General features: G+C 61.3%; 25 protein-coding genes and 1 pseudogene. 14 read left to right on the top strand and 12 right to left on the bottom strand.

The features are described from left to right. Positions 1-101 precede the first annotated feature (101 nt). Both ACSQ3F_RS03825 and ACSQ3F_RS03820 read right to left on the bottom strand, forming a co-directional pair. The gene (locus tag ACSQ3F_RS03825; RefSeq protein ID WP_436099005.1) at positions 102-1958 is read right to left on the bottom strand and encodes a CHASE2 domain-containing protein; all 1857 of its coding nucleotides are present in this window, start codon (positions 1956-1958) and stop codon (positions 102-104) included. Positions 1959-1962: 4 nt separating this feature from the next. Next, positions 1963-2667 carry a Crp/Fnr family transcriptional regulator gene (locus ACSQ3F_RS03820; RefSeq protein ID WP_436099004.1) on the bottom strand — a complete coding sequence of 235 codons (705 nt, stop codon included), beginning with the start codon at positions 2665-2667 and terminating at the stop codon, positions 1963-1965. 290 nt (positions 2668-2957) lie between these two features. Here ACSQ3F_RS03820 and ACSQ3F_RS03815 point away from each other — a divergent pair, with 290 nt between their 5' ends. Then, the gene (locus tag ACSQ3F_RS03815) at positions 2958-3395 is read left to right on the top strand and encodes a DoxX family protein (RefSeq protein ID WP_436099003.1); all 438 of its coding nucleotides are present in this window, start codon (positions 2958-2960) and stop codon (positions 3393-3395) included. A gap of 67 nt (positions 3396-3462) precedes the next feature. On the opposite strand, the gene ACSQ3F_RS03810 is transcribed toward ACSQ3F_RS03815, so the two are convergent. Further along, entirely contained in the window at positions 3463-3891 is a 429-nt protein-coding gene (locus ACSQ3F_RS03810) for an RbsD/FucU family protein (RefSeq protein ID WP_436099002.1), read from the bottom strand. Beyond that, positions 3891-5123 (bottom strand): ROK family transcriptional regulator, encoded by a 1233-nt coding sequence (locus tag ACSQ3F_RS03805; RefSeq protein ID WP_436099001.1) that lies wholly within the window; start codon positions 5121-5123, stop codon positions 3891-3893. Before ACSQ3F_RS03805 ends, ACSQ3F_RS03810 begins: the two co-directional genes overlap by 1 nt. Before the next feature lie 304 nt (positions 5124-5427). Here ACSQ3F_RS03805 and ACSQ3F_RS03800 point away from each other — a divergent pair, with 304 nt between their 5' ends. From ACSQ3F_RS03800 to ACSQ3F_RS03765, 8 genes are all read left to right on the top strand, one after another. Further along, positions 5428-6453, top strand: coding sequence for a sugar ABC transporter substrate-binding protein (locus ACSQ3F_RS03800; protein ID WP_436099000.1), 1026 nt, complete (start codon positions 5428-5430; stop codon positions 6451-6453). A gap of 199 nt (positions 6454-6652) precedes the next feature. After that, on the top strand, positions 6653-7735 hold the full coding sequence (locus ACSQ3F_RS03795; RefSeq protein WP_436098999.1) for an ABC transporter permease: 1083 nt from the start codon (positions 6653-6655) through the stop codon (positions 7733-7735). Beyond that, positions 7735-8517: an ATP-binding cassette domain-containing protein gene (locus ACSQ3F_RS03790; protein ID WP_436098998.1), complete on the top strand. Its 783-nt coding sequence runs from the start codon at positions 7735-7737 to the stop codon at positions 8515-8517. The genes ACSQ3F_RS03795 and ACSQ3F_RS03790 overlap by 1 nt, the downstream gene beginning before the upstream one ends. Before the next feature lie 2 nt (positions 8518-8519). Beyond that, positions 8520-9149 (top strand): nucleoside triphosphate hydrolase, encoded by a 630-nt coding sequence (locus tag ACSQ3F_RS03785; protein WP_436102026.1) that lies wholly within the window; start codon positions 8520-8522, stop codon positions 9147-9149. Between the two features lie 109 nt (positions 9150-9258). Next, positions 9259-10317 (top strand): dihydroorotase, encoded by a 1059-nt coding sequence (gene pyrC, locus ACSQ3F_RS03780; RefSeq protein ID WP_436098997.1) that lies wholly within the window; start codon positions 9259-9261, stop codon positions 10315-10317. 131 nt (positions 10318-10448) lie between these two features. After that, positions 10449-10799, top strand: a complete 351-nt coding sequence (locus ACSQ3F_RS03775; protein WP_436098996.1) for a DUF805 domain-containing protein — start codon at positions 10449-10451, stop codon at positions 10797-10799. A 142-nt stretch (positions 10800-10941) separates the two neighbouring features. Next, positions 10942-11640 carry an orotate phosphoribosyltransferase gene (locus ACSQ3F_RS03770; RefSeq protein WP_436098995.1) on the top strand — a complete coding sequence of 233 codons (699 nt, stop codon included), beginning with the start codon at positions 10942-10944 and terminating at the stop codon, positions 11638-11640. 73 nt (positions 11641-11713) lie between these two features. After that, positions 11714-12640 (top strand): carbohydrate kinase family protein, encoded by a 927-nt coding sequence (locus ACSQ3F_RS03765; RefSeq protein ID WP_436098994.1) that lies wholly within the window; start codon positions 11714-11716, stop codon positions 12638-12640. 211 nt (positions 12641-12851) lie between these two features. Here ACSQ3F_RS03765 and ACSQ3F_RS03760 read toward each other — a convergent pair whose 3' ends face one another. From ACSQ3F_RS03760 to ACSQ3F_RS03745, 4 genes are all read right to left on the bottom strand, one after another. Then, positions 12852-13094, bottom strand: a complete 243-nt coding sequence (locus ACSQ3F_RS03760) for a DUF6894 family protein (RefSeq protein ID WP_436098993.1) — start codon at positions 13092-13094, stop codon at positions 12852-12854. Between the two features lie 155 nt (positions 13095-13249). Beyond that, a complete protein-coding gene (locus ACSQ3F_RS03755; RefSeq protein WP_436098992.1) occupies positions 13250-14296 on the bottom strand; it encodes a glycosyltransferase family 4 protein in 1047 nt (348 codons plus the stop codon). A gap of 893 nt (positions 14297-15189) precedes the next feature. Continuing rightward, positions 15190-16830 carry a glucose-6-phosphate isomerase gene (gene pgi, locus ACSQ3F_RS03750; protein WP_436098991.1) on the bottom strand — a complete coding sequence of 547 codons (1641 nt, stop codon included), beginning with the start codon at positions 16828-16830 and terminating at the stop codon, positions 15190-15192. A gap of 122 nt (positions 16831-16952) precedes the next feature. Further along, entirely contained in the window at positions 16953-18653 is a 1701-nt protein-coding gene (locus ACSQ3F_RS03745; protein WP_436098990.1) for a long-chain fatty acid--CoA ligase, read from the bottom strand. Positions 18654-19057: 404 nt separating this feature from the next. Here ACSQ3F_RS03745 and ACSQ3F_RS03740 point away from each other — a divergent pair, with 404 nt between their 5' ends. From ACSQ3F_RS03740 to ACSQ3F_RS03730, 3 genes are all read left to right on the top strand, one after another. Next, entirely contained in the window at positions 19058-20269 is a 1212-nt protein-coding gene (locus ACSQ3F_RS03740) for an MFS transporter (RefSeq protein WP_436098989.1), read from the top strand. A 189-nt stretch (positions 20270-20458) separates the two neighbouring features. Next, positions 20459-21610 (top strand): AI-2E family transporter, encoded by a 1152-nt coding sequence (locus tag ACSQ3F_RS03735; protein WP_436098988.1) that lies wholly within the window; start codon positions 20459-20461, stop codon positions 21608-21610. A gap of 175 nt (positions 21611-21785) precedes the next feature. Then, positions 21786-22613 carry a bifunctional allantoicase/(S)-ureidoglycine aminohydrolase gene (locus tag ACSQ3F_RS03730; RefSeq protein ID WP_436098987.1) on the top strand — a complete coding sequence of 276 codons (828 nt, stop codon included), beginning with the start codon at positions 21786-21788 and terminating at the stop codon, positions 22611-22613. 38 nt (positions 22614-22651) lie between these two features. Here the strand turns inward: ACSQ3F_RS03730 and ACSQ3F_RS03725 are convergent, their stop codons facing one another. From ACSQ3F_RS03725 to ACSQ3F_RS03715, 3 genes are all read right to left on the bottom strand, one after another. After that, on the bottom strand, positions 22652-22840 hold the full coding sequence (locus ACSQ3F_RS03725) for a hypothetical protein (protein ID WP_436098986.1): 189 nt from the start codon (positions 22838-22840) through the stop codon (positions 22652-22654). 206 nt (positions 22841-23046) lie between these two features. Further along, complete coding sequence (locus ACSQ3F_RS03720) at positions 23047-23208, bottom strand: hypothetical protein (protein ID WP_436098985.1); 162 nt, start codon at positions 23206-23208, stop codon at positions 23047-23049. A gap of 167 nt (positions 23209-23375) precedes the next feature. Continuing rightward, the gene (locus ACSQ3F_RS03715) at positions 23376-23702 is read right to left on the bottom strand and encodes a helix-turn-helix domain-containing protein (RefSeq protein WP_436098984.1); all 327 of its coding nucleotides are present in this window, start codon (positions 23700-23702) and stop codon (positions 23376-23378) included. A 96-nt stretch (positions 23703-23798) separates the two neighbouring features. On the opposite strand from ACSQ3F_RS03715, the gene ACSQ3F_RS03710 reads away from it, so the two are divergent. Then, positions 23799-24122: a hypothetical protein gene (locus ACSQ3F_RS03710; RefSeq protein WP_436102025.1), complete on the top strand. Its 324-nt coding sequence runs from the start codon at positions 23799-23801 to the stop codon at positions 24120-24122. A gap of 255 nt (positions 24123-24377) precedes the next feature. Here the strand turns inward: ACSQ3F_RS03710 and ACSQ3F_RS03705 are convergent, their stop codons facing one another. Further along, positions 24378-24605: a helix-turn-helix domain-containing protein gene (locus ACSQ3F_RS03705; protein WP_436098983.1), complete on the bottom strand. Its 228-nt coding sequence runs from the start codon at positions 24603-24605 to the stop codon at positions 24378-24380. Between the two features lie 154 nt (positions 24606-24759). Here ACSQ3F_RS03705 and ACSQ3F_RS03700 point away from each other — a divergent pair. Then, positions 24760-25017 (top strand): annotated as a pseudogene (locus ACSQ3F_RS03700) (hypothetical protein); the annotation flags it as partial. Positions 25018-25031 lie beyond the last annotated feature (14 nt).

Genomic DNA, 25031 nt, shown 5'->3' with positions numbered 1-25031 from the left:
CTTAAATCGGAATCGATTTGAGGATAAAATTATGCAGCAGATCAAAGTGTTACAGCGTCCTTTGCGCGTCATGTTTGACGCGCGGCGCTGTAAAGGCCGTCTCAGGCTTCGGTGGTGAACAGTTCCATGTCGCCGAAGCCGCGGATTTCGTGCATGCCGAGCGAGCGCAACCTGCGGCCGCTCTGGACCGCAGCCTCCGGGCCGACACAGATGGCGGTCCCGAGGAACTTGTTGGCTTCCTGAAGCCGGGCAGCAAGGTTGATGGCGTCGCCATGGGCGGTATAGTCCAGCTTGCTGCCGGCCCCGACTTCGCCGAGCACGGCGATCCCCGTTTCGATACCGATGCGCGTGCGGCCGAATTGATGGTCGATGAAGCCGGGTCGCCGCCGCATTTCCTCGGTCAAGGCCCGGATCGCCTCGGCGCAATCGAGCGCCTTGTTGACGTGATCCACCAGATCCTCCGGCGCGTTGAAAAACGCGTGCACGGCGTCCCCCACCACCTTGTCGACCATGCCGCCATAGCGGGCGACCAGACCGTTGACCTCGGCATAGTAGATGTCGAGCAGGGTGACGAGGTCGCGCGGTGCAAGCTTCTGCGACAGGGTGGAAAAGCCCTCGATGTCGGTGAAGAGTGCCGTCACCGGACGTTCCTCGCCCGCGACGCGGTCGTCGTCCGGATTGTCGATGTAGCGGGCCACCACGGACTGCGGCAGGTATTGTGAAAACTTGCTGCGCGCCGCCGATTCCGCCCGGCGCACGCGGGCAAACTGCAGCACGCTGGTGACGACAAGCACAAAGACGAGGGCGAGGCTGATGCCGACGGCATCGACCAGCAGGGCGGATGAGGCATAGATCGCGGCGGTAGCCGCGATCGTCGCGGAAATCGCCAGAAGCCCCAGCAGCGCCGACGTCACCGGCCGCAGACGGGTGGCAATGAAGGCGACCAGCAGCCCGCCGATCAAAGCCAGCGCCGCTTCATAGAGCGGCAGTCGTGCGTCGCGATTGGGGATGAAGCCGGTCAGTACGGCGTTCGCAATGTCGGCATGGATTTGCACGGAGGGTTCGAGCGGCATCGAGGCCGTGGAGCGCAAGCCGCCGAGATTGGGAAGGCTGCTGCCGATGAAGACCGTCTTGCCCTTGAATCGCTCATCCGCAACGCCGCCGCTCAGCACATCCCCCGCCGATACCGTCCGCGCGTCGATTGCGGTGGCGGGGCTCGCGGCAAACCGCAGACTGCCATCCTCGTCCAGTTCGATCAGCTGGGTTTCGAGCTTCAGCCAGGCCGGTTGCCCGCCCAGGATCGGCGTACGGCCTCCTTCAGCCAGGCGTGCCGCCTCGATCCCGAGCGCCGGATAGGCATCGTTACCAAGGATCGAAAAGGCCTGGACACGGCGGATGCGGGCATCTTCGTCGCCGACGAGAAAGGCGGCTGCCGCAGAACGCGACGCCTTTTGCAGAAACGTGCAGGAGGCTTCCGCGCCGTCGATGAACCACAGGTCGGGGATCGCCACCGGCCGCCGGACCGCAACGGGCGGAACGGGCGCAGGATGCTCTGGACCGCCATCTGCGATCAGAAAGCCGAGGATGACGGGCACGCGCGAAATCGCCTGCGTCAGCGCGGCATTGGATTTCTCAGCGGGATCGCAGGCCGTGCTGAAGATGAAATCGACGGCGACAGCCTTGGCACCGGCCTCTGATAACCGGGAGAGAAGATCGGCCGTTTCGGCCCGGCCCCAACTCTTCTGCGTGGTCTGCTGCACCGATTTCCGGTCCACGTCGATGACGGCGATCTGATCGGATTGCGGCGCAGGTACCCATTGCGTCAGCGAATCGAAGAAAAGCTCCCGCTGCGTTTCAAGCACCGGTCCGGCGTAGAAAAACAAGAACAGCGCGCTCAAAACGCTCGCGGCCGCTCCGGCAAAGAGCGGCCTGACCCGGGGCAGGCGGAAGCTTTTCAAAGCGTTAATCCTCTTCGGGTTCCGCGATCTTCTGCAGACGGCCGATATGGCAGGTGATGACGCCGTCGGCGCGTTTGATGGCCGAACATTCCTCGAGCGCCAGGATGGCGCGGTTCACCTTCGGGCGGCTGGCGCCGAGAATGCCGGCGATGTCGGATTGGCTGAGTGTCAAACGCAGGTTGGCGCTTTCCGGCAGTTCGTTGCCATGGATCTGCTTGAGCGTCGCCAGGAAGAAGCGGGCAACACGCGAATGCAGGTCGTAGAGCGCGATCGTTTCCAGCCGGTCGGTGGTGTCGCGCAGTTGTGAGCAGAGATAGCGGATGATCGATTCGGCGGCGTTTGGCGTATGGGTGATGAAGTCGAGAAAGGCCCTCTTGCCGATGACATATCCTTCCGTGACGGTAATCGCCGTGGCATCGGCCGAGCGCGGCTGGTCGTCGAGAATGGCCATCTCGCCGAAGAGCGCTCCGGCCTCGATGTGCCGCAAGAGCAGTTCTCGCCCCTGTGGCGTGATGAGCGACAGCTTGATACGGCCGGACAGGACGGCAATCATGTAGTTGCCTTCGTCGCCGCGCTGGAAGATCACCGTCCCTGCAGTCCATTTGCGATAGGTCGCAAGGGCTGCAACAGCCGCGACTGTTTCCTTGTCGAATTCTTCGAAGATCGGAAAGGAACGCCAGAAGGCGGGACTTTTGTTGATTTCACTCATACTGCTTCCCCGTCCCCAAGCTCATTTCTGCCGCAGCGAAATTCTTTCGCAGTCTTCAAGGTGTTGCAACAAAAAAGACCATGAAAATCGACTGCGCACCATATCTCTAAGCGGTTCCAACGGAATTGCGACAGTCGGGCCTCCGGAGCGCGTACCTCATCACGCGATGTTGACGGCCTGGGTTCGCTGTTTTGTTATTGTGAACGATCTGTTTCGTCCTGATGGGCTGGATGAATTTGGAATCGCTGATAAATCTAGCGCCATAACGAACCCAAACTGGAGTCTTTTCCATGCCGCAAAACGCCGTTGTCCTCGTCGGACGTATTCTGCTTTCCGTCATCTTCATCATGTCCGGCTTTTCGAAGCTGACCGACGCTGGCTCGACCGCCGGCATGATCGCCAATGCCGGCCTTCCGGCAGCAACGGCGCTGACCTACCTCGCCGGCCTGTTCGAACTGATCGGCGGACTTGCCGTTCTGGTCGGTTTCCAGACGCGCATCGCAGCATATCTGCTTGCCGCCTTCTGCCTCTTTACCGGTTTCGTCTTTCATGGCGGGCCGATCAACGTGCCGACCTTCTCGCCTGAGGCAAACGGCATGCTGAGCATGTTCAACCAGATCATGATGATGAAAAACATCACGATCGCTGGCGGCTTCCTGGTTCTTGCCGCTTTCGGCCCGGGCTCGATCTCGGTCGATGCCCGCCGAGGTGTCCCGGCTAACGCCTGAGTACGGACAGATTGCAAATAAGGCCCGCCGGACCACCCGGCGGGCCTTATTTGTTTTAGAGCAAGCGTCAGGGGTAGATCACGCCCTTGCGCAGGATGACATTGCCATAGAGCCGCGGCTCGCTGGTCTGGACGACCGTATGTGCGGCCCTGACCCTTGGATAGAAATCCGGCCCGAGCAGCGGAGTAACCACTCGATCGGGCTCATGCTTGGCACAGCAGGCGATGATGTCGCGGTGCACGGGGTCGAGCGCATCGCGGTCCTGCTTGACCGTGGCGCGAAAAATCGCCTCCGGCACGAAGTCGTCGATCGGCATGACGCTCAGGATCGCGTCGAGAACCGGGATCAGATGATGACCGTCGAGCCGGATCAACCGGCGGCCATGTTCGAGGCCCGGATAGTTGCCGTCGACCAGCGCGATTTCGTCACCATGGCCCATTGCCCGGAGCGTCGCCAGAAGCTCGGGGCTCAGGATCGGGTTTAGACCTTTCAGCATCAGGCTGTTTCCTTGAAAAGAACGTTCGTATCGATGAGATAGCGGGAGAAAAGCGGCAGGCTTGCGCCGCCGATGGCGCGGGCCTGGGCGCCGACGGCGCCCTCGATGATTTCTGGCATGATGACGCCTTCGAGATCAAGCTCGCCTGCAGCTTTGCGGATGGCGGCGACGATGCGCCCGCGCACCCAACCGGGAAAGCCGCCGTCGATCACGGCTGCACCGAAATCGATGATCGAGGCGGCCGAGACGATCGCCTGGGCGAGGGCTGCTGCCGTGAGCTGTATCCAGGTCTCGAGCGGCTCGCCGAAGTCGATCCATTCATCGGCGGAGTACCAGAGCGGTTTCGGATCGATGCCCCTCTCGCGCAGCAGATTTTCAAGCACGAAGATCGAAGCGATTTTCAGAAGCTGCTGCGGCTTGCCGTTGTTGTCGGAAACCTGCAGCGGGCCGACTGCGCCAGCGGTTCCCGTGCGGCCGGAAAATAGCGAGGAATTCAAGACGATGCCGCCGCCGATGAAGGAGCCAATGTAAAAGTAGATGAAGTCCGGGTAGGATGCGCCGACGCCGAATATGAGCTCTGCACCGCAGGCGCTCGTGGCATCGTTCTGCATCAGCACGGGATGACGCGTGCGCGCAGCCACTTCGCTGCGCAGATCGAAGCCGCGCCAGCTGTCCATCGCTTCCTTTGGCGCACCGGTCTCTTCGGCCCAGCTCCACAGCTGGAAGGGGGTTGCGATGCCGACACCGGCAATACGCCCCTGCTGCTCGTCCGTCAGCGTCTTTTCGAGCTTCGGTATTCCCTCGACGATGAAGGACAGGATCTCGTCCGGCATCGGATAGGCGTGGATCTGGTGCAGTTGCAGGCGGATATTGCCGACGAAATCCATCAGCACGAGGTCGCAGCTGCGCCGGCCGATCTTGACGCCATAGGAGTAGACTGCATCCGGATTGAGCCGCATGGGAATGGAGGGCTGGCCGACGCGGCCGCGCACCGGATCGCCGCGCATCAGCAGATCGTCTTTTTCGAGCGCCCGCATGATGACGGAGACCGTCTGCGCGGAGAGGCCGGAGCGCCGGGCGATATCGGCTTTCGAGAGGCTGCCGTGACGGCGCACCAGCGACATGACCAGCCGCTCGTTATAGGCGCGGACACGAGTGAGGTTGGCGCCGCCGCCTGGATCCAGAACGTCCGGCATCGGCGGGGCAGTGCCGGAATCGGCTTGTGGTGTCATGCCCCTGTTCCTCCCGCGAGCGCCATCTCCTGTCCGAACTGGGTGTTTTTCGGACCGGCCTCCTGATTGCGCCTTCATTCCATTTTTGCGTGCGCGCTGCACCAGTGAAAAGCGCATGCACATTTTCTGCGCAGAGAATGCCACAGATTTTTAATAATTCAATTTGATTTATTTATTGACAGGGTTTGGTTTTGGTGTTTGTTTTGTGTCCGGAAGCGCCAACTTCGGCAGTGGAGATGTTGTGGTGGGCGAGGCCTGACGAGCCGGTAGACCGGTTCCAATTTTCAATCCTTGGGAGGATTTCATGAAGACGACTATTGTTTCAGCCGCTCTCGGCGCGCTTGCGCTCGGCGTTGTTTTTGCTGCACCCGCTCAGGCCGCCGGCGTTTCGGCCTGCCTGATCACCAAGACCGATACCAACCCCTTCTTCGTCAAGATGAAGGAAGGCGCCGCAGCTAAGGCGGCGGAACTCGGCGTCGAGCTGAAGTCCTATGCCGGCAAGGTCGATGGCGACAGCGAAAGCCAGGTCGCGGCGATCGAAACCTGCATTGCCGATGGTGCCAAGGGCATTCTGTTGACGGCTTCCGACACCAAGGGCATCGTGCCGGCCGTGCAGAAGGCGCGCGACGCCGGTATTCTCGTGATCGCGCTGGATACGCCGCTTGAACCGGCCGATTCCGCTGATGCCACGTTCGCAACCGACAACCTTCTTGCCGGCAAGCTGATCGGCCAGTGGGCCGCGGCAACGCTCGGCGACAAGGCCAAGGACGCCAAGGTGGCTTTTCTCGATCTGACGCCGTCCCAGCCGACCGTCGACGTCCTGCGTGACCAGGGCTTCATGATCGGCTTCGGCATCGACCCGAAGGATGCCAGCAAGATCGGCGACGAAGACGATGCGCGCATTGTCGGTCACGACGTCACCAACGGCAATGAGGAAGGCGGCCGCACCGCCATGGAAAACCTTCTGCAGAAGGATCCGTCCATCAATGTCGTTCACACGATCAACGAGCCAGCCGCTGCCGGCGCCTATGAAGCATTGAAGGCGGTCGGCAAGGAAAAGGACGTTCTGATCGTGTCGGTCGACGGCGGTTGCCCGGGCGTCAAGAACGTCATCGATGGCGTCATCGGCGCGACGTCGCAGCAGTATCCGCTGCTGATGGCCTCGCTCGGCATCGAAGCGATCAAGAAATTCGCCGACACCGGTGAAAAGCCGAAGCCGACCGAAGGCAAGGACTTTTTCGATACGGGTGTGTCGCTCGTGACCGACAAGCCCGCCGCTGGCGTTGAATCGATCGACACCAAGGCCGGCACGGACAAGTGCTGGGGCTGATACCCCGCCGCTGAACGGGACGAAGGGCGGCTTCGGCCGCCCTTCGTTTGAGCTATGACCTGTCATTTTGACAAAACGCCATAACCGTGGGCACACTTCCACTCTTGCCCTGCCCACCTGTCCGGTGCGCCGCGCAGGCGGGATGGGGTGAGGAGCCCATACCGACGGGAACGGTTTTAAGAGGCGGGAGGAATTTTTCATGAGCGAACCGACAGTAGCCTCACAGCCATCACAGGAATTCGAAAAGGTCCTGAGTGGCAGTTCGAAACAGGTTGCTTCCTTTGATACGCATGACAAGACACCCTTGCAGAAGGCCCAGCACTTTCTGCATAAGAGACCGGCGGCGGTGCCGCTGATCGTGCTGGTCCTTTCGCTGGTCGTCTTCGGGACGGTTCTCGGCTCGAAGTTCTTCTCGGCCTTTTCCCTGACGCTGATCCTGCAGCAGGTGGCAATCACCGGCATCGTCGGCGCCGCGCAAACCCTGGTCATCCTGACGGCCGGCATCGACCTGTCGGTCGGCGCGATCATGGTGCTTTCGTCCGTGGTGATGGGGCAATTTACCTTCCGCTACGGCTTTCCGCCGGAGATCGCGGTGATCTGCGGCATTGTCGTCGGTGGGCTCTGTGGTGCCGTCAACGGCTGGCTGGTGTCGCGCGTCAAGCTGCCGCCCTTCATCGTCACGCTCGGCATGTGGCAGATCGTGCTGGCGTCGAACTTCCTTTATTCCGCCAACGAGACGATCCGCTCGCAGGACATCAGCACCAGCGCGCCGCTCCTCCAGTTCTTCGGCAGCAATATCCGGATCGGCAATGCTGTCTTTACCTACGGCGTGATCACCATGGTGCTGCTCGTCGGCATCCTTTGGTTTGTGCTCAACAAAACCGCCTGGGGCAGACATGTCTACGCGGTCGGCGACGATCCGGAAGCCGCAGAACTTTCAGGCGTCAACGTCAAGAAGATGCTAATGTCGGTCTATATCCTGTCGGGCCTGATCTGCGCGCTCGCCGGCTGGGCAATGATCGGCCGCATCGGCTCGGTTTCGCCGACGGCGGGTCAGTTCGCCAACATCGAATCGATCACCGCGGTGGTGATCGGCGGCATCTCGCTCTTCGGCGGCCGCGGCTCGATCATGGGCATGCTGTTCGGGGCGCTGATCGTCGGCGTCTTCCAGCTCGGCCTGCGCCTGATCGGCACGGACCCGCAATGGACCTATCTCTTGATCGGTGTGCTTATCATCGCCGCCGTTGCAATCGACCAGTGGATCAGAAAGGTGGCAGGCTGATGGCTCAGGAACCCATTCTCACCGCGCGTGGCCTCGTCAAGCGCTACGGCCGCGTCACCGCACTCGACCAAGCCGATTTCGATCTCTACAAGGGCGAAATCCTTGCCGTGATCGGCGACAACGGCGCCGGAAAGTCCTCGATGATCAAGGCGATTTCCGGCGCGATCCATCCGGACGAAGGTGAAATTCGCCTGGATGGCGAGGTTGTGCACTTCCGGTCGCCGATCGAGGCGCGCAAGGCGGGCATCGAGACGGTTTACCAGAACCTTGCTTTGTCGCCGGCGCTTTCGATCGCCGACAACATGTTTCTCGGCCGGGAAATCCGCAAGTCCGGCCCTCTCGGCAAGGTCTTGCGCATGCTCGATCATGCGGCGATGGAAAAGATCGCCCGTGACAAACTGTCGGAACTCGGTCTGATGACGATCCAGAACATCAACCAGGCGGTGGAAACGCTCTCCGGCGGCCAGCGCCAGGGCGTGGCCGTGGCCCGCGCCGCCGCCTTCGGCTCCAAGCTCATCATTCTTGACGAGCCGACGGCAGCGCTCGGGGTGAAGGAAAGCCGCCGCGTTCTGGAACTGATCCTCGACGTGCGCGCGCGCGGCCTTCCGATCGTGCTCATCTCGCACAACATGCCGCATGTGTTCGAGGTGGCCGACCGCATCCACATCCACCGGCTTGGCAAACGCCTCTGCGTCATCAATCCGAAGGAATACACCATGTCGGATGCCGTTGCCTTCATGACCGGCGCGAAGGAGCCGCCACGCGAGGCACTCGCCGCATGACCATGACGCTTGCGGCCATCGCCGACGCCGTCGTCGAGAAGGCCGGGAAGTTGCCACGCTTCATCGTCGCCATTGCCGGCCCCCCCGGGGCCGGCAAGTCCACGCTCGCCGATGCCCTCCAGGAAGAACTGACGCTGCGCGGCGAAAAATCCGCCGTCCTGCCGATGGACGGCTTTCACATGGATAACGGCATCCTCGAAGCGCGCGGCCTGTTGAAACGCAAGGGCGCGCCGGAAACCTTCGACGTCCGCGCTTTCATCGATATTGTCGCCGCGGTGCGAAAGGCGGACGAGGAGGTTCTCGTGCCGGTCTTCGACCGCTCCCGCGAGATCGCCATCGCCTCGGCCCGGGTGATCGCGCCGGAGACGCGCATCATTCTCGCGGAAGGCAACTATCTGCTGCTTGATGAGGCGCCCTGGTCGAGGCTCGACGGCATGTTCGACCTGTCGATCTTCGTCGGTCCGTCCTACGAGGTTCTGGAGGAACGCCTGCGGCAGCGCTGGATCCACTACGGCCTCGATGCTGCCGGCATCGAATGGAAGCTCCACGGCAACGATCTGCCGAATGGAAAGCGGATCATCGACAATTCCCGGCCGGCCGATATCGCCATCGAGATTTTCGAAACCGCCTGACGCCGGCAGTCGATCATTGTTTTCCCGCGTATAATGATGCTATCCGAACCTTCGGTCAGCGCATGCCCTGGAACCATGCGCCAGTAGATTGCGCCTGGAGAACCCCGTCATGAGCACGCACGCCGTCACCGAACTTACGATCCGCCGTCCCGACGACTGGCATCTGCATCTGCGCGACGGCGGCATGCTGAAGGGCGTGATCGGCGACACCAGCCGCCACTTCGCCCGCGCCATCATCATGCCCAATCTGGTGCCGCCCGTCGTCACCACCGCGGATGCAACGGCCTACCGCGAGCGCATCATGGCAGCCCTTCCCAAGGGCGATCGCTTCGAGCCGCTGATGACGCTTTATCTCACCGAAGGCACGAACCCGGATGATGTCGAAGCTGGGCACGAAAGCGGCCTGATCACGGCCGTCAAGCTCTATCCGGCCGGCGCAACGACGAATTCCCAAAGCGGGGTGCGCAATTTCGAAAATGCCATGCCGGTGCTGGAACGCATGGCCAGGATCGGCCTGCCGCTCTGCGTCCATGGCGAGGTTACGGCGCCCGAGGTCGATATCTTCGACCGCGAAGCGGTCTTCATCGAAACCGTGCTCGATCCGCTGCGCGCCCGCCTTCCGGAACTGAAGGTGACGATGGAACACGTCACCACCAAGGACGGCATCGACTATATCAAGTCGTCGAAAGCCAATCTCGCAGGCTCGATCACCACCCATCACCTGATCATCAACCGCAACGCCATTCTCGTCGGCGGCATCCGTCCGCATTATTATTGCCTGCCGGTTGCCAAGCGCGAAGTGCATCGTCTTGCCCTGCGCGCCGCCGCAACGTCCGGTGATGCCCGCTTCTTCCTCGGCACCGATTCCGCCCCGCATGTCGACCCCTTGAAGGAGTGCGCCTGCGGCTGCGCCGGCATCTATACCTCGATCAACACGATGAGTTGCCTTGCGCATGTGTTCGAGCAGGAAAATGCTCTGGATAAGTTGGAGGCCTTCGCGTCGCTGAACGGCCCGGCCTGGTACCGCCTGCCGGCCAACGAGGAAACAATTACGCTGCGCAAGCAGGCGGATCCGGTCAATTTTCCCGAAAAGATCGAGACGGAAGCCGGCACGGTCACTGTTTTCGACCCGATGTTCCCGCTGCATTGGACGGTCATCGGGCGCTGAACCCTGCGCGGGAAAAAACACTTTTTTCAATCGGCATTTGTGAATACTCTTTTTGCTGCATCCGGGACCTGTGAAGGCGATTCCGACACGTGAGGACGTGGATTTCCGGGTGATTGTCAGAGGGGGAATTCATGAATTTCAACCAGGCTGTTACAACCGCACTTTCCAAATACACCGTCTTCACGGGCCGGGCGAGCCGCCCGGAATTCTGGTGGTTCGCCCTGTTCAATGTCATGGTTGCGATCGCTGCGACGATTGTCGATGCGACCATCGGAATTGAGCTTTTCAGCATTGCGGCGGGGCTGGCACTGCTGCTGCCGGGCCTCGGCGTCGCCATCCGCCGCCTGCATGATACCGACAGGACCGGCTGGTGGGTGCTGATCGGTCTCATCCCGATCATCGGCCTTGTCGTGCTGGTCATTTTCTATGCGACGCCCGGCACACCTGGCGACAACGAGTTTGGTCCAGCGCCGGCCGCCTGATCGAAACCGGCGAACCGGCTTGATTGGCGCAAAAACATGGCGAACACTGCGGCCAGCGGTTCCAGGCGTTCCGCCTCTGGCTTTCGAAGACCTGAACTGCTATGCGCGGGAGACAAAAATCCAAGCCTGAAGGAGACCGCCGATGATCCAGACATCCTTTCCCGACAAGGCCGTCATGGCCGAACTCGTTGCCAAGATGCTCTGGGAAATCAAGGCGGTGCATTTCCGCGCCGACGAGCCCTACAAGCTTGCCTCGGGCATGGCGAGCCCGGTCTATATCGATTGCCGCAAGCTGATCTCCTATCCGCGCATCCGCTCGACGGTAATGGATTTCGCCGCCGCGACCGTCCTGCGCGAGGCCGGTTTCGAGCAGTTCGACGTTATCGCCGGCGGCGAGACGGCGGGCATTCCCTTTGCAGCGATGCTTGCCGAACGGCTGGCGCTGCCGATGATCTACGTGCGCAAGGCGCCAAAAGGTCACGGCCGCAATGCCCAGATCGAAGGCCATATGCCCGACGGCGCGCGTGTCCTCGTCATCGAGGATTTGACGACGGCCGGCGGCTCGATGTTCACGTTCATCGACGCCATCCGCGCGGCCGGCGGCGTGGTCGATCATGGTATCGCCCTGTTCTACTATGATATCTTCCCGAAGGCCCGCGCCGAGATGCAGGAAAAGGGCGTGACGCTGCACAACATCGCCACCTGGCGTGATGTTCTGGCGGTCGCCAAGGCGCAGAAGCTGTTCGATGAAAAGACCCTGTCGGAGGTCGAATCCTTCCTCAATGCACCACTCGAATGGTCCGGCCGCAATGGCGGCGTCAGCGCGTTGGCGACAGCCTGAAAACGGCGCTGGAATTTCCGCTCATATTGCTTTAAATCGATTGAAATGAATCACTGAAAGGGAGGATGCCGTCTTGATCATCTGCTGTGGAGAAGCCCTGATCGACATGCTGCCGCGCCAGACGACGGCCGGCGAGGTGGCCTTCGCGCCCTATTCGGGCGGCGCGATCTTCAACACGGCGATTGCGCTCGGGCGCCTCGGAATCCCGACCGGCTTCTTCACCGGCCTCTCGGACGACATGTTCGGCGATATGCTGCGCGAAACGCTGAAATCCAGCAATGTCGATTTCGCCCCCTGCGCGACCCTCTCGCTCCACACGACGGTCGCCTTCGTCAAGTTGGTCAACGGCTCAGCGACCTACGCCTTCTTCGATGAGAACAGCGCAGGACGCATGATCACCAAGGACGACCTGCCGGCACTCGGCGATTTCTGCGAAGCGCTGCATTTTGGCGCCATCAGCCTCATTCCCGAACCGTGCGGCTCGACTTATGAAGCGCTGATGACCCGCGAGCACGAAAAGCGGGTGATCTCCTTTGATCCCAACATCCGCCCCGGCTTCATCAAGGACGCCGAAGCCCACAAGGCCCGCATGTTCCGCATGGCGGCGATGTCGGATATCGTCAAATTTTCCGACGAGGACCTGGATTGGTTCGGCGAGGAAGGTACCCATGAGGAACTTGTGGCTAAGTGGCTGCAGCGTGGCCCGAAGCTCATCGTCATCACCAAGGGCGCCGAGGGCGCGGATGGCTACACGGCGCGGGGCAAGGTCTCGGTGCCCGGTGAAAAAGTGACCGTCGTCGATACGGTCGGCGCCGGCGACACGTTCGATGCGGGCATTCTCGCTTCGCTGAAGATGAACAATCTGCTGACCAAGGAACAGGTCGCGACCTTAAGCGAAAGCGCCGTGCGCGATGCGCTGGCCCTGGGTGCCAAGGCCGCGGCCGTCACCGTGTCGCGCGCAGGGGCAAATCCGCCGTGGAGCTACGAGATCGGCCTTTAACCCACCTCCCCTTGAGGGGGAGGTCGCCGCGAAGCGGCGGGTGGGGTGATCCACAGGGTGTCACCAAAATCAGCCTGGTCCGGAAGACTGCAAAGCAAGAGCGAGACGATCGTCCGGCCGTTTTACGAGACCGATCGCCACGTCCATGGTTTTATTGCATAAATTTTCACGTATAAGTAGATAATCAGCTCGAGGATTTGACCTGCCATTCTCACCGGCCGATCAGTGCCTCCTGCTCGCAACCGCGGCCAGCTGAGGCGGCAATGATCGCCAGCACGCAGCCGTCGGGAGCGCGCACATGCACTTTCAGCGACCTGTAATCGGCGTCGCGGCCGATCTTGTCGGCGATCCTCTGTCCGTAATAGACGGCCGACCCGTCATCGAAATGATCGACTCCGTCCTCATCGACGACCTGCTCGCCGTCCCAGTGCAAATCGAAGAAATAGTGCTGCATGCCGCTGCCCCAAGCCCCTGCGCCGCCAGAGATTTCTCCGGTTCGTTCTACTGCCGGGAAGATAGGGTATTGTGTTGGAATACAGGCTGAATTGGGCGTTCACCATGCATTCAGCTGAGGCGTCCGGTCGATGCGAAGGGGGCTGCCCAGCAGCGTTACGAGGCTGACGGCAACCGGCGGCCGCGCCCGGCAAAAGCACTCCGGGGAACCCCGGCCAGATTCGAGAGAAACTGCCGGGCGCATTCACTCCAGCTGAACGTCAGCGCCTTTTGCCGCGCGTCTTCCCGGGACAATGCGAGCGCATCAAGCGCTGCCTGCCTGAGATCGCCGGACAGGACGCCACCTCCCTCTCCCAGGATGTCGTTCGGCGCGGTGACCGGAAAGGCGGCAACGGGACAGCCGCTCGCAAGCGCCTCCAGAAGGACGTTGCCGAAGGTGTCGACCCGGCTTGGGAAGACGAAGACATCTGCCGAGGCATAGATCGTTGCGAGTTCCGCCCCCAGACGCCGTCCGAGAAAATGCACGTCCGGATATCGCTGCCGTAGCATGGCGAGATCGGGCCCGTCGCCGACGACCACCTTGCTGCCGGGCAGGTCGAGATCGAGGAAGGCCGGAAGATTCTTTTCCACCGCCACCCGTCCGACGTTGAGGAATATCGGGCGGGGGAACGGCAGGTTCTGGCGACGGGCCGGATCGAAGAGCACGGTGTCGACGCCGCGCGTCCACCGCTTGATGTTGTGAAAGCCGCGCGCAGCCATTTCCGTGCCGAGCGACGCGGTTGCGACCATCATGCCGTTGCCGGAATTGTGGAACTGGCGCAGCCACCAGTAGCTCCAGTCTTCCGGAATGGGTAATCGGGCGCTGACGAACTCCGGAAAGCGCGTGTGGTAGCTCGTCGTGAACGGCAGCCCCCTGCGCAGGCAGATGCCGCGCGCCACGAGGCCGAGCGGCCCTTCCGTGGCGATATGAATATAGTCGGGCGCCAGTGCATCGATTTCCTGTGCCACCTGCCGCCGGGTCGGAAGTGCCAGCCGGATATCGGAATAGAAAGGCAGCGGAAAGGTCGTGAACCGCTCCGGTGTCAGGAAATCAATGGCGATCCCCTGTTCCTTCACCGATCGCGCAAGTTCATCGAGGGTGCGGACAACACCGTTGACCTGCGGATGCCAGGCATCGGTGACAACAAGGACGGTCTTTTTCATAGTGGCCCCTGGACGCGGCTCCGCCATGTCTGGCGGAGCACCGGCTGACGGTCGAATCGACTGGCGGCTGCCATGGGTGTCTTTGAGCATAATCTGATGACACGCAGATGATTGCCTGTGCCGCATGGATGCGTCTGCGCAGACCTGCGATGATCTACCGCGTGTCATCCGGGTGCGGCCAGCCACGCCCGGGCCAGCGCGGACCAACCCCGCGCTCAGGGCAGGAAGCACGAGGTCCCCGACCTGGCAGACATGAACCGCGCTTTTCGACACGGCATCCAGGGATTAAATTTTTCAGCGAAAACCCTCCATCCCCGCTCATCCCCGCCCTCAAAACCTGTGCGATGATCATCTCGTCCCGTCATCGGCTACCCCGCGAGGCGTCGCGGCGAGGCGGGACCGGTGCCGGGTGGGGGAAAGACGTAAGCCTTCATCCGGTGGACTGTCAGAAAATGGTTTCCCTCTCGTCTGAAACAGGACGGGGCGTGCCTGTGAGGCACACATGAGGAGCGGCGACTGGCGTTGTGTGAGCAATGCCTTTCGTGGCGCTGCGGCGAAAACCGTGAGCGCCACCCTGTACCAGAAAAAGGTGCCGCCATCCCCGCAGAGAAACCGGAGTTGCCAGTCGACGCACATCCGAACGGGGCGCTGGAAGGCGTCATATAAATTACCTTAGTCAGCGGCACTTTCCAGCGCCCCGGCCAGGTAAAGGACAAGCAGAACCACGGCGGATTTTTCCGGGCGTGGATGAAGGCGTTTGCGGCGCCTCCACCTCCCCCTTGAGGGGGGAGGTCGCCGCATAGCGGCGGGTGGGGGTGACCATTGGGTGTCACGAAAGTCACCCCACCCCGGAGCTTCGCTCCGACCCTCCCCCTCAAGGGGAGGGTGAAACCTTACTTCGCAGCCTTGAGCAACGCCGCGATGAGCCCGGCCGTCGAGCTGTCATGCCCCTCTGCGCTTTCCTTGCCTTCCACCACGGGCAGCAGCCCCGTCGCCAGTTCCTTGCCCAATTCCACGCCCCACTGATCGAAGGAGTTGATGTTGAACAGCGCACCTTCGACGAAGACGCGATGTTCGTAGATCGCGATCAGGCGGCCGAAGGTGAAGGGGGTCATCTTGTCGTAGACGAAGGTCAGCGAGGGGCGGTTGCCGGTGAAGACACGGTGCGGCGCGATGCGGTCGATGAAGGCGGCGTCCTGGCCCTTGGCCGCCATCTGGGCCTTGGCTTCCTTCAGCGTGCGGCCCTTCATCAGCGCTTCCGACTGGGCCAGGCAATTGGCCATCAAAAGCTGGTGCTGGTGGCGGAGTTTCGGTTCATGGCCGTTGGCGGCGATCATGAATTCGGCGGGGATGATGCTCGTGCCCTGGTGGATCAGCTGGTAGAAGGCGTGCTGGCCGTTGGTGCCGGGTTCACCCCATACGACCGGGCCGGAATTGCCCTCGACCGGCGTACCGTCGAGCGTCACGCCCTTGCCGTTCGATTCCATGTCGAGCTGCTGCAGATAGGCCGGGAAGCGCGACAGGCGCTGGTCGTAGGGCAGGATGGCACGGGTCGCGTAATCGAGCACGTTGCGGTGATAGAAGCCGAGAAGGCCGAGCAGCATCGGGATGTTTTCGCGCAAGGGTGCCGTGCGGAAATGATTGTCGATCGCATGCGCCCCGGCCAGAAACTCGCCGAACTTCTGCTTGCCGACGGCGATCATCAGCGGCAGGCCGATCGCCGACCAGATCGAATAGCGTCCGCCGACCCAGTCCCAGAAACCGAAGATCCGGTCGCTTTCGATGCCGAAGGCGGCGACCTTGTCGAGGGCGGTAGAGACGGCGCAGAAATGGCTGCCGACCGCCTTTTCTCCGAGCTTCTCGGCAATGAAGGCGCGGGCTGTCGCCGCATTTGTCATCGTCTCGATGGTGGTGAAAGTCTTGGAGGCGACGATGAACAGCGAGGTTTCGGCGTCGAGCAGCTTCAGCGTATCGGCGATATGGGCGCCGTCGATGTTGGAGACGAAATGCAGGCGCGGACCGTCATGATCGGGCGCCAGCGCCAGTGTCGCCATGACCGGGCCGAGGTCGGAGCCGCCGATGCCGATATTGACGACGTCGGTGATCTTCTTATCCGTCGCGCCCTTCAGCGCGCCCGAGCGGATGCCGTCCGAAAAGACACCCATGGCGTCGAGCACCGCGTTGACATCCGGCATCACGTCGCGGCCGTCGACCATGACCGGCGTGTTGGAGCGGTTGCGCAGCGCCGTGTGCAGAACGGCGCGGCCTTCGGTGATGTTGATGATATCGCCGGCAAACATCGCGTCGCGTTTTTCCGCGACCCCTGCTGCCTTGGCGAGCGCTTCGAGCCCCTCCAGCACCTTGTCGTTGACGGCGCATTTCGAATAGTCGAACAGCATGTCGTCGAGCGTCACGCTGTATTTCGAGAAGCGCTTGGGATCGCTGGCGAAAGCGGCCCGGATATCGGTCGCCTTGGTGTCGGTGACGGTGGATTTCAGCTGGGTGACAAGCGCGGTGGTGGCGGGCGCGTTCATGGCGAGGGCTCCTTGCGTCGCGGATGGGTCGCGATAGCTAGTCGCTTTGGCCCTCGCAAATCAAGCCTGTCCTGTCGCAAACGGTAAAAAAGCCCGCGCTTTTTAAATGGATTTAAATGCCCTCAGCCGCGCAAATCCTTGCGGAGGATCTTGCCGACATTCGACTTCGGCAGTTCGGTGCGGAACTCCACGAATTTCGGCCGCTTGTAGTTGGTGAGGTTGGCCGCGCAATGCGCCTTGACGGCTGCTTCGGTGAGATCCGGATCCTTCTTGACGACGAAAAGCTTCACCGCTTCGCCGGAATGTTGATCGGAGACACCGATGGCGGCGCATTCGAGAATGCCGGCCAGGGTCATTGCCACTTCCTCGATCTCGTTGGGGAAGACATTGAAGCCGGAGACGAGGATCATGTCCTTCTTGCGGTCAACGATCTTGACCAGGCCTTGCGCATTCATGAAGCCGATATCGCCGGAACGGAAGAACCCGTCTGCCGAGATGGCCTTGGCGGTTTCGTCCGGCCGCTCCCAGTAGCCGGCCATGACCTGCGGCCCGCGAATGCAGATTTCACCGATATCGCCGAGCGGCAGCGTGTTGCCGGCCTCGTCGCGGATTTCCACCTCGGTCGAGGGCAGGGGCAGGCCGATCGTGCCGGTGAATTCGGCTTGGTCCAGCCGATTGGCCGTGGCGACGGGCGATGTCTCCGAGAGGCCGTAGCCTTCCTTGATCGGGCAGCCGGTCATTGTCTCCCAGCGCTCGGCAACAGGCCGCTGCACGGCCATGCCTCCGCCAAAGGTCAGCGCCAGATCGGAAAAGTCCAGCTTCTGGAACTCGGCATTGTTCATCAGCGCGTTGAACAGCGTATTCAGGCCCGGGAAGATGTTGACCTTGTACTTCGCCAGTTCCTTGACGAAGGCCGGGATGTCGCGTGGATTGGGGATCAGGATATTCTGCCCGCCGGTGCTGAGGCCCATCAGCGAATTCACGGTCAGCGCGAAGATATGATAAAGCGGTAGCGCGCAGAGGAACACCAGATGATCCGGCCGCTTCTTGTTCAGGAAGGCCGTTTCCAGCCACAGGCCCATCTGGTCCATGTTCGCAAGAAGATTTGAATGGGTGAGCGTCGCCCCCTTGGAGACGCCCGTGGTGCCGCCGGTATATTGCAGGAAGGCGACATCGCCCGGCTTCACGTCCACCTTGTTCAGGGGCGCGCTGTTTCCCTTTGCCAAAACCGCCTTGAACGACAGATGCCCCGGCAGCGACCAGGCGGGCACCAGCTTCTTGACCTTGCGCACGACGATGTTGACGATCAGGCCCTTGAAGCCCAGAAGATCGCCCATGGTGGCGACGACGATGTGCTTGAGGTCGGTGCGCACGGCCACCTGCTCAACGGTATGGGCAAAGTTTTCCAGCACGAAGATCGCCTTGGCGCCGGAATCCTTCAGCTGGTGTTCGAGCTCGCGCGGCGTATAGAGCGGATTGACGTTCACGACGGCGAAGCCGGCCCGCAGGATACCGTAGACGATCACCGGGTTCTGCAGGATGTTCGGCATCATCACCGCGACGCGGTCGCCCTTGGCAAGGCCGGTGGATTGCAGCCAGGCACCGATTTTCCTGCTCTCGGCGTCGAGCTCGGCGAAGGTGAGCGTCTTGCCCATGCAGGTGAAGGCCGGGCGCGTTGCGAATTTCACGCAGGATTGTGCGAAGAGTTCGCCGATGGAATTATAGGCAGAAGGAGAAATTTCCGCGGGCATGCCCGGCGGATAGGACTGCAGCCAGGGCCTGGCGGCCTGGGGTCCGGGCGTCTGAATCAATGTGTCCGGCATGGTCTCTCTCCCTGATGCAACTGCCGCCGCGCCGCAAGACAGCTGCGGCCCGTCCCTCCCTTTTCCATGCACAACCCTGTCCGAAAATGTCTCCGGAATCCGTTGCGCATGAGCGAACAATCCCTCCAGATCGTCCACCTGATCAGGATGAAGCTTTTATCTCACCTCATCAAGCGCTTTCCGGATTATATTACCTTAACGTAAACGTCAATATCTTGCCGGGTGTTTGGCGACGCATGGCCAGATTTCGCGGCATGTGCCTTGCAGCTATGTTTTGCGAGCGGGTGCAAAAAAGGTATATTGCGTTGCAATAAGTCGAGGCCTTCCCTCCCAATCTCACGCCTCGGCTTTCCCTTTCAAGAACCAAATCCCTTGGGGCCGCATGGCTCCGGACAGGCCCATCCATGTCAGATGACGCTCTCTCTTCCATTCCGGTTGCTCGTTGGGGCGGCGTTTCCAATGCCGAACTTGCGCTGGCGGTCGGCGGTTTCGGCATTGGCACAGGCGAATTTGCCATCATGGGCCTTTTGCCGCAGGTCGCCGACGATCTTTCCGTTTCAGTCCCCCATGCGGGGCACGTGATCAGCGCCTATGCGATCGGCGTCGTGGTCGGCGCGCCCCTGATCGCCGTTCTGGCTGCCCGGTTTTCCAGGCACAACGTCCTGCTCGCCTTGATGAGCCTGTTTGCGCTCGGCAACCTTGCCAGTGCCGTCGCCGGCAGTTTTGGCCTGCTCGTGGCCGCCCGCTTCCTCGCCGGCCTGCCGCATGGCGCTTATTTCGGCGTTGCCGCTCTTGTTGCTGCCGGCATGTTGGCGCCGCATCAGCGGGCCCGCGCCATCGGCCGCGTCATGATGGGGCTGACCGTCGCCACCCTTGTCGGAACGCCGCTGGCTGCCTGGTTCGGCCAGGCGCTCGGCTGGCGCGCTGCCTTTGCCATCGTCGGCGCGATCAGCGTGCTCACCGTTGTCCTCATATGGTTTTCCGTGCCGAAGGACCGCGCCAATCCGGCGGCGACGCCGCTGAAGGAGCTTGGTGCCCTTCGCAAAACCCAGGTCTGGCTGACGCTCGGCATCTGCGCCATCGGTTGTGGCGGCATGTTCGCGGTTTTCAGCTATATCACGCCGGCGCTGACGGAAGTGGCAGGCGTTTCGCTCGGCAGTGTGCCGATCATGCTCTCAGTGTTCGGCGCCGGCATGATCCTCGGCAACATCGTCGGCTCGCGCCTTGCCGATTGGTCGCTGCTGCCCGCCATCGGCATCGCGCTCGTCTTCAACTTCGTCGCCTACGTGCTGTTCTACTTCACGATGACGACGCCGTGGATGGCCGTCATCGACGTGCTGTTGATCGGCGGTGGTTTTGCCGTCGTTCCGGGCATCCAGACGCGGCTGATGGATGTGGCGGGCGAGGCCCAGACGCTGGCCGCGGCCCTCAGCCATTCCGCTTTCAACCTCGCCAATGCGCTCGGCGCCTGGCTCGGCGGCCTGTCGATCGCGGCTGGTTATGGATGGACCTCGACCGGCCTGGTCGGCGCCATGATGTCGGTCGCCGGCATCGGCATATTCGTGTGGGCAGTCTGCCTCGATCGGTCGAAAGCGGCAAAGGTCGCCCTTCGATGACGAAACGCTCCAATTTCGAGCGTTTCCGCGCGCGTTTCCTCGGCTGAAATTCGATTGTCATCCACGTGTGTTGACCATGCGCTCATACTTACTTATGGGGCTTGTTTCCGGGCTTGCCGGAAACAAGTGGAAACATGTGGTAAGCGACAAGTTTTGCTGTCATCTTGATGGCGTGTGGAGGAATGTCTTTTGCAGTTGAGCAATCGCGAGCGTGACGAGGCGCCTCTGGAACCGCGTCTTTTCGGCCGCCCGGCTTATGAGCGTTTGGCGCTTGTCGGTCCGATTGCGGCTGCGCGCTGGCTGCTGGTCTTCGTGCTGCTCGCCGGCGTCTATTTCTTCCATGGCTTCCTCGTGCCGGTTCTGGCTGCGCTGGTTATCGGCTTTGCCAGCTGGCCGATATACCGCAGGCTCCTGGCAGCGATCGGCGGCAATCGCACGCTCGGGGCGACCATTGCGATCATCGCGGTGATTTCCTTTATCGTCGCACCGATTTCGCTGGCTGCGGTCTACGCCGTCGATGAAGTTCGCGACTGGGTGGCCTGGACCATCGCGACCAACAAATTCGGCGCGCCTGTCCCTGTCTGGCTGACGCAGGTCCCCGGGCTCGGTGTCTGGCTTGGGACGCAATGGGCGAAATATGTCGGCCATCCCGGTGCGATCGGCGAGCTGGTGCAGCTCGTCAGCGGCTCGAATATCGGCAATATCTATCGCGGCGTGCTCGTCGTCGGCGCTTCCGCCTTCCAGTCGTTCCTGACGCTGCTTTTCATGCTCATCACGTTGTTTTTCGTCTATCGCGACGGTGAGAAACTCGTTGCCCAACTAGACCGTCTCGGCGAACGCATCCTGCCGATGCGCTGGGAGCGCGTCTCGCGCATCGTGCCGCTGACCATCAGTTCGACCGTCACCGGCATGGGTGTCATTGCCATCGGCGAAGGCATCGTGCTCGGCGTCGCCTATTGGATGGCGGGCGTTCCGTCGCCGGTCACGCTCGGCATCATCACCGGCATCATGGCGCTTGTGCCGGGTGGCGCGCCGCTCTGCTTCACCCTGGTGTCGGTTTATCTTTTCGCCAGTGGCTCGCCATTTGCCGCCGCCGCCCTGTTTGCCTGGGGAACGATCGAACTGTTCATTGTTGACAAGACCCTGCGCCCGAGGCTTGTCGGCGGCCCGATCAAGCTTCCCTTCCTGCCGACCTTCTTCGGCCTCGTCGGCGGCGTCAAGACCATGGGCTTCCTCGGTCTGTTCGTCGGGCCGGTGCTGATGGCGCTTCTGGTGGCGATCTGGCGGGAATGGCTGCGCGAGGTGACGGACCAGCCGCCGCCAAGCCCGATCATCAAATAAGGACGATCGCATCGCCAGGTTGACGGCGATTTCCTCCGTTCTTGACGAAACTCTATCCGAACATAAGGGGGAATTGCCGCGTGATCTCAGCGCTCCGTTGCGCTAATGATTGCGTGCGCCTTGCGGCCGCTTGCGGCCGTCAGGGCTGATCCATTTTGAGAGTCCAGGAAATCCGATGAACCGCACTTATTACGCCCCCACGGGCGGCGCTCCGCCGCAGACGCAGTTGCTTACCGACCGCGCCGTCTTTACCGAGGCCTATGCCATCATCCCCAAGGGCGTGATGATGGATATCGTGGCCAGTTACCTGCCGCATTGGGACAGCACTCGGGCGTGGGTCCTGTCGCGGCCGCTCTCCGGTTTTACCGAGACCTTCTCGCAATACATCATGGAAGTGGGGCCGGGAGGCGGCAGCGACCGGCCGGAACCGGATACGGATGCCGAGGGCGTTCTGTTCGTCGTCGAGGGTGAACTGACCGTGACGCTGGACGGCAAGGTCCATCAGATGTCACCCGGCGGTTACGCTTTCATTCCGCCGGCAAGCAACTGGTCGGTGCGCAACACCAGCGACAAGCCGGTGCGGTTCCACTGGATACGCAAGATCTATGAGGCCGTCGATGGTCTCGATGTGCCGCCCGCATTGTTCCTCAACGAAGCGGACATTACCCCGGCCCCGATGCCGGGCACCGAGGGAAAATGGGCGACGACGCGCTTCGTCGATACCGCCGACCTGCGCCACGACATGCATGTGACGATCGTCACCTTCGAACCGGGCGCGGTGATCCCCTTTGCCGAAACCCATGTCATGGAGCATGGCCTCTATGTGCTGGAAGGCAAGGCCGTCTACCGGCTCAATCAGGATTGGGTCGAGGTCGAGGCCGGCGACTATATGTGGCTGCGCGCCTTCTGTCCGCAGGCCTGCTATGCCGGCGGCCCCGGCAAGTTCCGCTACCTGCTCTACAAGGATGTCAATCGTCACATGAAGCTGAAACCGCGCGTCTGAGCGCTCCGCCTCGCGCAGCGTTTACCTGCCGGAATGTTTCATGCAAGACCGGCGGGGATCGGCGAGATGGCGCGGTCGCTGCCATAGTCGCGCTGATGCGCGACATGGCCGCGAAGGCGGCGCGGTGTGGATTTGATCTCGATGACCGGCGGCTCGAAAGCGCCGTCGGCATAGGTGCCGGTGTCCGCCGTATCGTCGCACTTGCGCTTGAGCAGATTGAAGATCATCTGAGGTCCTCCCGGTTTTCGCATCAACGGCCTGCCGGCCGAAACCGTTCCTCTCCTAATCCAGAAATAGTTAAAAAATTAACCATGTTTGGGAGGGAACGCCGCCGTCGGGAACGCCATGCATGCAAGGCGCGATCTTACACTCAGATGTAAGACACCAATACGTCAGCTGCCGCCGTCAAGCATCTTTTTGATTCGCCGGACGATCAGTTCAGCGGCCCGCAGATCAGTTCCTCGTTCAGGATGCGGAATGCTTCGTCGAGCGCATCGACGAGGGCGTCGGTCAGCTTGTCGGCGTTGTCTTCCTGGAGAAACAGCGCGATTGCTGCGTCTTGCGGGAGGGTCGAGTGTTCGATTGTGTTCGACATGTCATTGTCCTTCGCTATCCGGCATCATGCCGGCGGTGGGACAAGGTATGGCGCGTTGCTTGCGCCGGGCTTGAATGACCGGCTGCATCGGATGTCGCAAACAGTGGTGCTCATGCCGGCCGCGGCGGCTGTGGCTTTTCGGCGCGCGATGCTCGCTGCTTGGGTGCTTATCCTAAGAATGCCTTCAGCATTTTGGCGGCGCGGGCAAGTTGTTCATCATTCATCCTAGAAAGGGTTCCGTTGATGTCGGTCAACGACCGCGCTCGGTCACCGTTGCCGGGCGCGCTGTTGGCACCGAACAACACGATAGTCGGAACCTCCAGCGCCGCCGCTATCTTCTCCGCTGTCTCGAAAAGCGGTGCAGCCTTACCCCGCTCGATCTTGCCGATGGTCTCACGCGAGACTCCGACCTGCTCGGAAAGTTTCTCCAGCGTCCACCCTTTGGCTTTTCGATGGTGACGCACATTTGCGCCGAAAAGACGTTGAAGCTCCATGCGCACCTCTTTCCTGACAGAGGCGGCACGGGGATGCTCAAATCGAGAAATGAGAACTTTGTATTCTAAAAATTGAGAACTATGATATCTCATTTAATCATGTCAGATGCTGTGGTTCTTATTGTTATGATAATGGACTTGATCCTTGAAGCATTGCGTTGGCTCCTGGTCGCCTTCTTCGGCGGTCAGGTGCTTGTCTTCATTGGCTTGGTCTTGTGGACGGTCTGGACCGACACCATCAAGCCGAGATTGATTCCCCCAGCCGAAATCGACCATGCGGCCGACGAGATTATCGCCAAATTTTCCGACCCGGAGGACGAGGTCTCCGCCCGGCATGAGCGTGCGTGGTATAAAAGCGATGGGGCCGAGCAAGCCTATTGGTATAGAGTGCGGAGGGCGGTCAGGCGACGGCTGGGGTGATCGTCCTAACTGTCCGTTTCAGAAAGGGGCGCGTTGAAGCGCGCGCAGGTTTCAAAGAAGATCAGCAACCGCCCAATTATCTCGGCGTCAGCCGGCCGCGGCGGGCCATTCGACGCCACCGACCGGCGTGCTGATGCCTGTGCGATGCGCCGCACCGTCTGAACTGCTACAAACCATTACGATTGATCTGGGCGGTGAGGCTTGAGATGACTGTGGTTTTGCGGCGCGTGAGGGTCGCGACTTGCTATATTCCCCTCAGGGCAGGCTATTCAGCCGGTCGGCCAGAAGGTCCGCAGTTGTCGTTTCGAGGGCTTCAGCGAACTTTGCAACAACGGTGATCGTCGGATTCCTCACCTGCCGCTCGATGCCGGATACGTAGGTCCGATCTATCTTGGCGCGATCGGCCAGCTCTTCCTGAGACAGGTTCAGCCGTTTCCGGGCAGCCTTTATGTTTCGAGCGAGTATCGCGCACACGTCTTCCATGAGCACGATAGGCCAGAAATGATGACGATAATACCACGGACAATGAGTCTCATTTTTTGCTTTCTTCGATACATTGTAGATTATAGGCTACATCTCACTTTGTCGGGTTGGTGCGATGTTGGATGTAGCTTTTCAAGGAGTTTTGGGGCTGGCACTGATCTTCTTCGGCGGTCAGGCGCTCATATTCATTGGCTTGGTCTTGTGGACGGTCTGGACCGACGCCATCAAGCCGAGATTGATTCCCCCAGCCGAAATCGACCATGCGGCCGACGAGATTATCGCCGGCTATCCCGACCCGGAGGAGGAGGCTTTCGCACGGCACGAGCGCGCGTGGTATCGCAGCGACGTTGCGGAGCAGACCTACTGGTATCGCGTGCGGAGGGCGGTCAGGCGGCGGCTGGAGCAGGGCCGAGGCGTGTCAGCCGA

Origin of the sequence: Pararhizobium sp. LjRoot238 (assembly GCF_964252955.1) — a bacterium.
Taxonomy (GTDB): Bacteria; Pseudomonadota; Alphaproteobacteria; order Rhizobiales; family Rhizobiaceae; genus Pararhizobium.
Note: the sequence above shows the minus strand (reverse complement) of the source record. Positions and strands in the feature narration are given on the sequence as shown.